Source organism: Actinosynnema sp. (assembly GCF_052038725.1).
Genome location: NZ_JBQGCX010000957.1, coordinates 1 through 11,183 on the forward strand (window position 1 = coordinate 1; position 11,183 = coordinate 11,183).

Sequence of the window (11,183 nt, forward strand, 5' to 3'; positions counted from 1 at the left end):
AGGACGTCGGCATCGCCGCGTCGCTCGCCAAGACGCTGCTGAACTACGCGGCCAAGTCCGGCAACGCCGCCGCCCGCACCACGGGCGAGGGCCTGCTGACCGCGCTGCTGTCCCACCAGGACGACAAGGGCATCGCGACCCCCGAGTCCCGCGCGGACTACAACCGGTTCGACGACACCTACGACTCGGCCTCCGGGTCCGGCGTCTACGTGCCGCCGGGCTGGACCGGGAAGATGCCCAACGGCGACACCATCAACCAGAGCTCCACGTTCCTGTCCATCCGCTCGATGTACCGGGACGACCCCGACTGGCCCAAGGTTCAGGCCTACCTGAACGGTGGTTCCGCGCCGACCTTCGAGTACCACAGGTTCTGGGCGCAGGCCGAGATCGCGACCGCGTTCTCGCTGCACTCGGAGCTGTTCGGCTAACCGCACAACCGCAGGTCCAGGACACCCCCCGCGCCCATGGGCGCGGGGGGTGCCCGGCTTTCCGCGGCATTCGTCGAACGCGTTCGAATCGAATGCGTCGACCGGGAATTCGGGTGTTGACCACCGGTGGAGGCCGTGGCACATTTCTGACCACTTCACCCGCTGATGATCTGCCGGAAATGCCTGGCCGTTAAATCGAATCGATTCGACTTCGGGCGCAGGCGGTTCGACGTGTTCGACGAGAGGCGTGCCGTGGGCCAGTTCCCGTTCCGCGACCCCGCCCTGCCGCTGCGCGACCGGGTCGCCGACCTGCTCTCCCGGCTCACCGAGCGGGAGAAGATCGCCCTGCTGCACCAGCGGCAGCCCGCGGTCCCGCGCCTCGGGCTCGCCGAGTTCCGCACCGGCCTGGAGGTCGTGCACGGCGTCGCGTGGCTCGGCGAGGCGACCGTCTTCCCGCAGCCGGTCGGGCTCGCCGCAGGCTGGGACGTCGAGCTGGTGCGCCGGGTCGGCGACGCGGCGGGCACCGAGGCGCGCGGGTTCCACGACCGCGACCCGCTCAACGGCCTCAACGTGTGGGCCCCGGTGGTGAACCCGCTGCGCGACCCGCGCTGGGGCCGCAACGAGGAGGGCTACTCCGAGGACCCGGTGCTCACCTCCGCGATGGGCACCGCGTTCGCGTCCGGCCTGCGCGGCGACCACCCGTTCTACATAAAGACCGCGCCCACCCTGAAGCACTTCCTGGTCTACAACAACGAGACCGACCGCGACACCACCTCGTCCGACCTGCGCCCGCGCGTGCTGCACGAGTACGAGCTGCCCTGCTTCCGGGGGCCGGTCGAGGCGGGCGCGGCGGTCGCCGTCATGCCGTCCTACAACCTCGTCAACGGCCGCCCCGCGCACCTGAGCCCGCTGCTGGAGAGCGAGCTGCGCACCTGGCACCCGGACGGCGTCGCCGTCGTCAGCGACGCGTTCGCGCCGTCGAACATCGCCGGGTCGCAGGGCTTCCGCGCCACCCAGGCCGAGGGGCACGCCGCGATGCTGCTCGCGGGCGTGGACAACTGCACCGACCAGGGGCCCGACCCGGAGCTGACGATCACCGCCGTCACCGAGGCGCTGGAGCGGCGCCTGCTGCCCTTCGAGGTGGTGGAGCGCGCGGTGGGCCGGTTGCTGGCGCTGCGGTTCCGGCTCGGCGAGTTCGACCCGCCCGAGCGCAACCCGCACGCCGCCATCACGCAGGACGTCATCGGCTCGCACGACGACCTGGCGCTCGACGCCGCCCGCGCCGCGATCGTGCTGCTGCGCAACGAGGAGCAGGCGCTCCCGCTGCCGCGCGGCGTCCGGCTCGCGGTGCTCGGCACGCACGCCGACACCCTGTTCGAGGACTGGTACAGCGGAACCCTGCCGGACAGCGCCGTGACCGTCCTCAGCGGACTGTCCGAGTTCGCCCGGACCACCTTCGCCGAGGGCGTCGACCGGATCACCCTGCGCGGCGCCGACGGCCGCCACCTCGCCGTCGTCGACGGCCGCGTCGAGACCACCGCCGAACCCGGCGAGGGCTTCGACCGCTTCGACTGGGGCGACGGCGCCTGGACCCTCCGCGCCGCCGCCAACCGCCGGTTCCTCGGCGTCACCGAGGACGGCGACCTGGTCGCCGAGGCGCTCGCCCCCGGCGGCTGGGACGTCCGCGAGCTGTTCAGGCCCGAGGACACCCCCGAGGGGCTGCTCCTGCGGCACGCGGTCAGCGACCGGACCTACGGCCCGTTCACCGCCGAGGTGGTCCACGACGGCACGGCGCAGGCCGTCGCGCTCGCGCGGGAGGCCGACGTGGCCGTGGTCGTGGTCGGCAACGACCCGCACGTCAACGGCCGCGAGACCCAGGACCGCACCGGCCTGGACCTGCCGCAGCTCCCGCTCGTGCGGGCCGTCCGCGCCGCCAACCCGCGCACCGTCCTCGTGCTGGTCAGCAGCTACCCGTACGCGCTGGACGGCGAGGAGGACCACCTGCCCGCCGTCCTCTGGACCGCGCACGGCGGCCAGCGCCAGGGCACCGCCGTCGCCGAGGCCCTGTTCGGCGAGCTCAACCCGTCCGGCAGGCTCCCGCAGGCCTGGCCGCGCTCCGCCGCCGACCTGCCCGACCTGCTGGACTACGACATCATCCGCTCCGGCGGCACCTACCTGTACTCCACCGCCGAACCGCTGTTCTGCTTCGGCCACGGCCTGTCGTACACCACCTTCGACTACGGCGAACCGGCCTGGGACGGCGAGCGGGTCACCGTCACCGTCACCAACACCGGCCGCGCGGCGGGCGCCGAGGTGGTCCAGCTGTACGCGGCCCGCCCCGACTCGGCGATCCGCCAGCCGCTGCGCAGGCTCCAGTCGTTCCGCCGCGTCGCCCTCGCGCCCGGCGAGTCCGCCGAGGTCGCCCTGCCCGCCGACGCGCTGTGGCACTGGGACGTGGTCCGGGGCCGCCGCTCGGTCGAGGCCGGGCCGTGCGTGCTGCTGGTCGGCCCGTCCAGCCGGGACGTCCGCGCCCGCCTCGAGGTCGAGCTGCCGGGGGAGGAGCCCGCGCCGCGCACCGGTCCGCTGCGCGCGGTCGACTTCGACCACCACAGCGGCGTGCGCCTGGTCGACGACGCCGTGGTCTTCCCCGCCGCGGGCGACTGGATCGCGTTCCACGAGGTCACCCCGTGGCCCTACGAGACCCCGGACGGCACCGAGCTGACCAGGGAGGGCGGCTCCACCGTCGTCGTCACCGCGCTGCGCGCGGGCGTCCGGGTGGAGCGGGTCCTCTGATGGTGACGATCGCCGACGTGGCCCGGCACGCCGGGGTCGCGCCCAGCACGGTCTCCTACGTCCTCACCGGCAGGCGCTCCATCTCGCCCGCGACCAGGGCCAGGGTCGAGGCCAGCGTCCGCGCCCTCGGCTACCACCCGCACGCGGGCGCCCGCTCGCTCGCCAGCAACCGGGCCAACGTGCTGGCGCTGGTCCTGCCGATGCGCGAGGGCATGAACCTGCCGGTGCTGATGCAGTTCGTCGTCGCGGTGGCGCACGCCGCCCGAGGCCACGAGCACGACGTGCTGCTGGTGACGGCGGACCAGGGCGCGGCCGGGCTGCGCCGGGTCGCGGGCAGCGCGCAGGTGGACGGGCTGCTGGTGATGGACGTGGAGATGCACGACGAGCGGGTGCCGGTGCTGCGGGAGCTGGAGCGGCCCTCGGTGCTGATCGGCTTCCCGGCCGACGCCGCCGGGCTGACCTGCGTGGACCTGGACTTCGCCGAGGCGGGCGCCCGCTGCGTCGACCACCTGGCCGACCTGGGGCACCGGTCGGTCGCCCTGGTGGGGGCGCCGCGCGCGGTCTACGAGCGCGACACCGGGTTCGCGCACCGCTGCATGGCCGGGTTCAGCGCGGCGGCGATGCGGCGCGGCATCTCCTCCACGACCCTGCCGACCGAGACCGACCACGGCTCGGTGCGGGCGGCGGTGACGGGCCTGCTGGACCGGCACCCCACGGTCACCGGGCTGGTCGTGCACAACGAGGCCGCGCTGCCGTCGGTCCTGGAGGCGTTGCGCGCCCTGGGCCGCGACGTGCCGGACGACATCGCGGTGGTCGCGATCTGCCCGGACGACCTGGCGGACCGCCTGTCCCCGGAGCTGACCTCGGTGCAGCTGCCCGCCGAGCAGCTCGGCCACCGGGCCGTGGAGCTGCTGATGGCGAAGCTGAACCGCGGCAGGGTGGCCCCGCTGACCCTGCTGCGGCCCCGCCTGGTCGAACGCGCCAGCACCGCCGCCCGCGCCGGGCGCCGGTGAGGACCACCCCATGCCCGCACCCGGCCGCGCGCCCCATGTCGAAGCGCTTCACCGCAGTGCGACGCACCGGGGAGCGCCACACCCAGGAGCGCCACACCGGGAAGCGCCACCTCCTCGCGGGGTGACACCAGCACCACTCCGCGACGCGCGCGCCGCCGTCCGCGCCGTCGAGCCCGCGCACCACACCCTGGCGGCACCCCTATCACCGACGCGAAGGGGCGTTGTTCGATGAATGTGTCCCGCAGGAGTTTCTTCGGCATGAGTGCGGCTGCCGGTGGCGCGCTGCTGGTCGGCTGCGGCGGGCCCGCGCCGCAGCAGGGCGGCGGCGGTGGCGCGCTCAACTCCGAGGAGCTGGCCAAGCTGCTCCCGGCCTACTCGCCCGTCGAGTACGCCAAGCCCGACCTGCCCGGCGTCAACGGGTCCAAGGCCGGCTACCTGAAGTTCCCCTCCACGCTGGTGGACGCGGTCAAGGAGAAGCCGCTCTCCGGCGGCGAGGTCACCGTCATGACCCCGACGTTCTGGCCGGTGCCGCCGGGCCTCGGGCAGAACTCCTACTACGACGCCGTGAACGAGCGGCTCGGCGGCACGGTCAAGTTCGAGCTGGTCGCCGGCGCGGACTACGCGCAGAAGCTCGCCGCCATGATGGCGGGCAGGCAGGTGCCCGAGCTGACCGTCATGCCCACCTTCACCGTGCCGCCCCGGTTCAGCGCGGGCGTCGGCGAGGTGTTCCGCGACATCGGCGGGCTCATCGCCGGGGACACGGCCAAGGACTACCCGATGCTCGCGGGCATCCCCACCGCCGTGTGGGAGAACTGCGTCTACAACGGGAAGCTGTTCGCGGTGCCGTTCCCCGGCGACCTGTTCGCCGAGGCCACCTTCTACCGGCCCGAGCTGTTCCAGAGCCTGGGCGTCGACCCGCAGGTCAAGTCCTTCGCCGAGCTGAAGGACCTGTGCGCGAAGGTGAACGACCCGGCGGGCAACCGGTGGGCGGTCGGCGACATCTTCCGCACGCTCGTGCGCGCCCGCGGGGACAAGGGCGACTGGCAGCGCGACTCCTCCGGCAAGGTCGTCAACCACATCGAGACCCCCGAGTACGCCGCCGCCATCCGGGACATGCGCGAGCTGTTCGACGCCGGGTACGTGCACCCCGACGTGGTGGCGGGCAACTTCAGCCGACTCAAGGAGCTGTTCGCCTCCGGGCAGGTGCTGCTGCACCAGGACGGCGTCGGCGCCTGGCACGAGACCCTGGAGCAGCAGCGGCCGGTGAACCCGGACTTCCGGATGTCGGCGATCCTGCCGTTCGCCTCGGACGGCGGGAAGGCCACCTACCCGATCAGCAACCCGGTCTCCATGCTCACCCTGTTCCGCAAGGACCTCTCCGACGACCGGGTCAGGGAGCTGCTGCGGCTGTGCAACTTCGCCGCCGCGCCGTTCGGCACCAGCGAGCACTTCCTGCTGCGCTACGGCATCGAGGGCAAGCACAGCACCCGCAACGCCGAGGGCTCGCCGCAGTTGAACGCCCTGGGCGCCAAGGAGATCACCCTCACCTACGGGTTCATCTCCGGCCCCGCCGAGGCGTACGCGCACACCCAGTTCCCGGACTTCGTGCGCGAGGCCCACGCCTGGCACGCGGACGCCTACTCCAAGCAGGTCAAGCCGATCACGTTCGGCCTGCGCATCGAGGAGCCCGCCGAGCTGACCAAGCTGGGCAAGCAGTTCGAGGACCGCACCAACGACATCCTGCGCGGGCGCGCCAGCGCCAAGGACGCGGACGGCCTCGCCGAGGAGTGGCGCAAGGCGGGCGGCGACAAGCTGCGCGAGTTCTACGACAAGGTCCTCACCGATGCCGGGCGCTGACCTGATGACCCCACCGGAGGCGCGGCGCGGCGGGCACACCGCCGCCCGCCGCGCCCCCGCGTGGTCGCGCAAGCTGCGCCGCGACTGGCCGATGCTGCTCATGGTCGGGCCCGCCGCGCTGGTGCTCGTGGTGTTCCACTACGTGCCGCTGCTCGGCAACGTCGTGGCGTTCCAGGACTACTCGCCGTACACCGGCATCCTGGCCAGCACGTGGACCGGCCTGTCGAACTTCGAGCGGATCGCGACCGACCCGAACTTCTGGGCCGCCACCGGCAACACGCTGCTGATCACCGCGTTCCAGCTGGTGTTCTACTTCCCGATCCCGATCGGGCTCGCGCTGCTGGTGCACAGCCTGCTGTCGCCCCGGCTGCGCCTGCTGGTGCAGAGCGTGGTGTACCTGCCGCACTTCTTCTCCTGGGTGCTCGTGATCACCCTGTTCCAGCAGATGCTGGGCGGCGCCGGTCTGCTCAACTCGTTCCTGCGCGCCAACGGCGCCACCACGTTCGACGTGATGACCGACCCCGACCTGTTCCTGGGGCTGGTCACCGCGCAGGCGGTGTGGAAGGACGCCGGGTGGGGCGCGATCGTGTTCCTGGCCGCGCTGGCGACCGTGGACGCCTCGCTGTACGAGGCCGCCGCCGTCGACGGGGCCGGGCGGTGGCGCAGGCTCTGGCACGTCACGCTGCCCGCGCTCGTGCCGGTGGTGGTGCTGCTGCTGATCCTGCGCCTCGGCGAGGCGCTGACCGTGGGCTTCGAGCAGTTCCTGCTGCAACGGGAAGCGGTCGGGCGGGAAGCCTCCGAAGTGCTCGACACGTACGTCTACTTCACCGGCGTGGTCAACTCCGACTTCTCCTACGCGGCGGCTGCCGGGCTGGTGAAGGGCGTGGTGGGGCTGGCGCTCGTGCTGGCGGCCAACAAGGTCGCGCACCTGGCGGGCGAGCAGGGGGTGTACTCCCGATGACGACCACGACCCCCGGCACGACCCCCCGCACCACCGGGCGCCCGACGGTCCGCGCGGCGCGCGCCGCCGCGAAGCCGACCAGACCGGTGTGGGAGGAGCCGCCCTCCGCGCTCGGCCGCGCCGTCAAGGGCGTGCTGGTCGCGGTGATCCTGCTGGTGGTGCTGTTCCCGCTGTGGGTGGTGGTGCTGACCAGCCTGTCGACGCAGCAGGCCATCACCGCCGCGGGCGGGCTCGTCGTGGTGCCGGACGGCATCACGTTCGCCGCGTACCAGGAGCTGCTCACCGGCGGCGTGGTCACCCGCGCCGTGCTGGTCAGCGTGGGCATCACCGCGGTGGGCACGGCGTTCAGCACCGGCATCTCGCTGCTCGCCGCCTACGGCCTGTCCCGGCCCGGCACGTTCGCGCACCGGCCGCTGCTGTTCCTGGTGCTGCTGACGTTCCTGTTCGGGCCCGGCCTGATCCCCACCTACCTGCTGGTGCAGTCGCTGGGGATGCTGGACAGCTACTCGGCGCTGATCCTGCCCGGCGCGGTGTCGGCGTTCAACCTGGTGGTGCTGCGCTCGTTCTTCATGAACCTGCCCGGCGAGCTGATCGACAGCGCCCGCATCGACGGGGCCAGCGAGTTCGGCGTGCTCACCAGGATCGTGCTGCCGCTGTCGAAGGGCGTCACCGCCGTGGTCTCGCTGTTCTACGCGGTCGGCTACTGGAACGCGTTCTTCAACGCGTTCCTGTACCTGAACAGCACCGAGAAGTGGCCGCTGCAGCTGGTGCTGCGCACCTTCGTGCTCCAGGGGCAGCCGATCCCCGGCGTCACCCAGGGCGCGGAGACGGTCGGCGCCGGGGGTGGACTGGTGGCCACGCTCGCCATCAAGATGGCCGTCGTCGTGCTGGCGCTCGTCCCGGTCGCGGTGGTCTACCCGTTCGTGCAGAAGCACTTCACGAAGGGCGTGATCGTGGGGGCGGTCAAGGGGTGACGGTGGAAGCGGGGACGGTGTGACGGGACTGGGGCCTGTGGAACTGGGACCGGTGGGCCTGGGCGCTGCGGCGCGCGGCAGGCTGCTCTACGGCGGGGACTACAACCCCGAGCAGTGGCCCGAGCGGGTGTGGGCCGAGGACGTCGAGCTGATGAAGCGGGCCGGGGTGAACGTGGCCACGGTCGGCGTGTTCTCCTGGGCGACCATCGAGCCCGAGCCGGGCGCGCGCGAGTTCGGCTGGCTCGACCGGGTGCTGTCCCTGCTGCACGCCAACGGGATCGCGGTGTGCCTGGCCACCCCGACGGCGTCGCCGCCGCCGTGGCTGGGCCACCGCCACCCGGAGACGCTGCCGGTGGACTTCGACGGGCGCAGGCTGTCCTACGGCTCGCGCAACCAGTTCTGCCCGTCGTCCCCGGTCTACCGCAAGCGGTCGCTGGAGCTGGTGACGGACCTGGCGGCGCGGTACGCGCACCACCCGGCGGTGGTGATGTGGCACGTGAACAACGAGTACTGCGAGGTGTGCCACTGCGACGTCAGCGCCGAGCACTTCCGGCGCTGGCTGCGGGCGCGGCACGGCACGCTGGACGCGCTGAACGCCGCGTGGAGCACCGCGTTCTGGAGCCAGCGCTACGGCGACTGGGACGAGGTCGTGCCGCCGCGCCGCGCCCCGTACCTGATCAACCCGGCGCAGCGGCTGGACTTCGCCCGGTTCTCCTCGGACGCGCTGCTGGAGTGCTTCCTGGCGGAGAAGGCGGTGCTGCGGGCGGCGAACCCGGACGTGCCGATCACCACGAACTTCATGGGCCTGGACCAGCCGATGGACTACTGGTCGCTGGCCGCGCACGAGGACGTCGTCTCGCACGACTGGTACCCAGACCCCTCGGACCCGAAGTCGCACGTGGGCACGGCCATCGCCTACGACCTGGTGCGCTCGCTCGCGGGCGGGCCGTGGGCGCTGATGGAGCAGGCGGCGAGCGCGGTGAGCTGGCGGCACCGCAACCCGGCCAAGCCCGCCGGTCAGCTGCGCGCCCAGTCCGCGCAGGCGGTGGCGCGCGGCGCGGACGAGGTGTGCTTCTTCCAGTGGCGGGCCTCGGCCGGTGGCGCGGAGAAGTTCCACTCCGGGATGCTGCCGCACGCCGGGCCGGACACGCGGGTGTTCCGCGAGGTGTGCGAGCTGGGCGCGGACCTGGCGAGGCTGGACGAGGTCGTCGGCGCGGACGTGCGCGCGTCGGTGGCGTTCGCGCTGGACTGGGAGAGCTGGTGGGCGTGCCGGCTCGACGCGCACCCCGCAGGCGACTTCGACCTGCTGGCGCGGGTGCGGGACTTCTACGAGCCGCTGTTCGACCTGGGCGTGGCGGTGGACTTCGTCCGACCGGACGCGGACCTGTCGGCCTACGCGCTGGTGGTCGTGCCGAACCTGTACCTGCTGCGCGACGCCACCCGGTTCGAGTCCTTCGTGGACGGTGGCGGCACCTTGCTGGTCGGGTTCTTCTCCGGCGTGGTGGACGGGAACGACCGCGTCCACCCCGGTGGCGCGCCCGGTCCGCTGCGGGAGCTGCTCGGGCTGACCGTGCACGAGATGGCGCCGGTCGAGCGCGAGCTGCGCTGCGAGTCCGAGCTGCTGGGGGAGTTCACCGCCGACTTCTGGCTCGACGACGTGGCCCCGCGCGGGGCCGAGGTCGTCGCGCGCGCCGGGGACGCGCCGGTGGTGCTGCGCAACGGCCGCGCCTGGTACACCGCCACCCGGCCCGAACCCGCCGCCACCGCGCGGCTGCTCGCCCACCTGGTCGAGAGCGCGGGCGTGCCGCGCGCGCTGCCCGAGCTGCCCTCGGGCGTGGAGGCGGTGCGGCGGGGCGGGTTCCTGTTCCTGGTCAACCACAACGAACACCCGGTGACCGTGATCGTGCCCGGCGGCGGGGTCGACCTGCTCGCCGGGGCGGGCGCGGGCGCCGGGAGCGGTCAGGGCGCCGAGGCCGCGCCCGCCGACGAGGTCGAACTCGGGAGGTTCGGTGTCGCCGTTCTCCGACAGCCCTAGCCTGTGGGCCGCCGAACCCGCCGCGCGCTGGGAGGAGGCGCACCCGATCGGCGACGGCCGGTTCGGCGCGATGTGCTGGGGCGACGGCAGGTTCGACCTCAACGACGACCGGCTGTGGACCGACCCGTCCCCGCCCGACCCGTCCCCACCGGCCGCGGGTTACCCCGAGGTCGTCCGGGCCGCCAGGGCCGCCGCGCTCGCGGGCGACCCGGAGCGCGCGGACGAGCTGCTGCGCTCGGTCCAGGGCCCCGACACCGCCAGCTACCAGCCGCTCGGCGCGCTGGTGCTCGGCTACCGCGCCGAGGGCGGCTACCGGCGGGAGCTGGACCTGCTCAAGGGGATCGCCACCACTTTCCACGGTCCCGTGACGGTGGAGGCGGTGTGCGGCGGCGGGTTCGGCGTGCGCGTCACCGGGGCCGACGAGGTCACCGTCGAGTCCGATGTGGACTTCACCCGGCTGGACGAGGACGACGCGGTCGTGGTGTACGTCGGCGTCGACGGGGTCCCGCCGTGGCACCTGTTCCGGCACCGCGCCGCCAGCGCGCACGCCGAGCTGGTCGGCCGGGTCGAGCTGGACCTGGGCGCCGCGCCGGACGGCCCGCCGTCGACGTGGCCCCGCGAGCACCCGGCGCTGGCCGCCCTGCTGTTCCAGCACGGCAGGCACCTGCTGGTCGCCAGCTCCCGGCCGGGCACGCTGCCCGCGAACCTGCAGGGCGTGTGGAACCCGCACGCCGAGCCGCCGTGGCGCTCCAACTACACGCTCAACATCAACACCGAGATGAACTACTGGCCCGCCGAGCCGACCGCGCTGGCCGAGTGCCACGAGCCGCTGCTGGAGTTCCTCCACGGGCTCGCGGAGTCGGGCGCGCGGGTGGCGCGGGCGCTGTACGGGCTGCCCGGCTGGGGCGCGCACCACAACCCCGACCGCTGGTTCCTGGCAACGCCCGTGCAGGGCGACCCGGCGTGGGCGAACTGGCCGATGGCGGGCGCGTGGCTGTGCCTGCACCTGTGGGAGCGCTACGAGTTCGGCGGGGACGCGGTGCGGTTGCGCGAGCGCGCCTGGCCGCTGCTGCTGGGGGCGGCCGAGTTCTGCCTGGCGTGGCTGGTGGAGGACCGGGGCGA

The 11,183-nt window shown here is 73.2% G+C and carries 8 protein-coding genes; all 8 read left to right on the forward strand.

Features of this window, described 5'->3' with window-relative positions:
• On the forward strand, window positions 1-428 hold a 428-nt coding region (locus ACTUAL_RS20270; RefSeq protein ID WP_440901357.1), incomplete at its 5' end, for a glycoside hydrolase family 48 protein.
• A 231-nt stretch (window positions 429-659) separates the two neighbouring features.
• Window positions 660-3,221 (forward strand): glycoside hydrolase family 3 C-terminal domain-containing protein, encoded by a 2,562-nt coding sequence (locus tag ACTUAL_RS20275; protein ID WP_440901358.1) that lies wholly within the window; start codon window positions 660-662, stop codon window positions 3,219-3,221.
• Window positions 3,221-4,234, forward strand: a complete 1,014-nt coding sequence (locus ACTUAL_RS20280) for a LacI family DNA-binding transcriptional regulator (protein ID WP_096492703.1) — start codon at window positions 3,221-3,223, stop codon at window positions 4,232-4,234. The genes ACTUAL_RS20275 and ACTUAL_RS20280 overlap by 1 nt, the downstream gene beginning before the upstream one ends.
• 258 nt (window positions 4,235-4,492) lie before the next feature.
• Complete coding sequence (locus tag ACTUAL_RS20285) at window positions 4,493-6,091, forward strand: extracellular solute-binding protein (RefSeq protein ID WP_440901359.1); 1,599 nt, start codon at window positions 4,493-4,495, stop codon at window positions 6,089-6,091.
• Window positions 6,078-7,052 (forward strand): ABC transporter permease, encoded by a 975-nt coding sequence (locus ACTUAL_RS20290; RefSeq protein WP_440901360.1) that lies wholly within the window; start codon window positions 6,078-6,080, stop codon window positions 7,050-7,052. The genes ACTUAL_RS20285 and ACTUAL_RS20290 overlap by 14 nt, the downstream gene beginning before the upstream one ends.
• Window positions 7,049-8,026 carry a carbohydrate ABC transporter permease gene (locus ACTUAL_RS20295; protein WP_440901361.1) on the forward strand — a complete coding sequence of 326 codons (978 nt, stop codon included), beginning with the start codon at window positions 7,049-7,051 and terminating at the stop codon, window positions 8,024-8,026. The genes ACTUAL_RS20290 and ACTUAL_RS20295 overlap by 4 nt, the downstream gene beginning before the upstream one ends.
• 37 nt (window positions 8,027-8,063) lie before the next feature.
• Window positions 8,064-10,061, forward strand: a complete 1,998-nt coding sequence (locus ACTUAL_RS20300; protein WP_440901362.1) for a beta-galactosidase — start codon at window positions 8,064-8,066, stop codon at window positions 10,059-10,061.
• Window positions 10,036-11,183 (forward strand): glycosyl hydrolase family 95 catalytic domain-containing protein (locus tag ACTUAL_RS20305; RefSeq protein WP_440901363.1); only part of this gene is annotated, 1,148 nt, incomplete at its 3' end. The genes ACTUAL_RS20300 and ACTUAL_RS20305, both read left to right, overlap by 26 nt.

Excerpts from the sequence above, each read along its gene's own strand:
- ACTUAL_RS20280 (WP_096492703.1), top strand. The coding sequence starts at position 3,221 with ATGGTGACGATCGCCGACGTGGCCCGGCACGCCGGGGTCGCGCCCAGC.
- ACTUAL_RS20285 (WP_440901359.1), top strand. The coding sequence starts at position 4,493 with ATGAGTGCGGCTGCCGGTGGCGCGCTGCTGGTCGGCTGCGGCGGGCCC.
- ACTUAL_RS20295 (WP_440901361.1), top strand. The coding sequence starts at position 7,049 with ATGACGACCACGACCCCCGGCACGACCCCCCGCACCACCGGGCGCCCG.
- ACTUAL_RS20290 (WP_440901360.1), top strand. The coding sequence starts at position 6,078 with ATGCCGGGCGCTGACCTGATGACCCCACCGGAGGCGCGGCGCGGCGGG.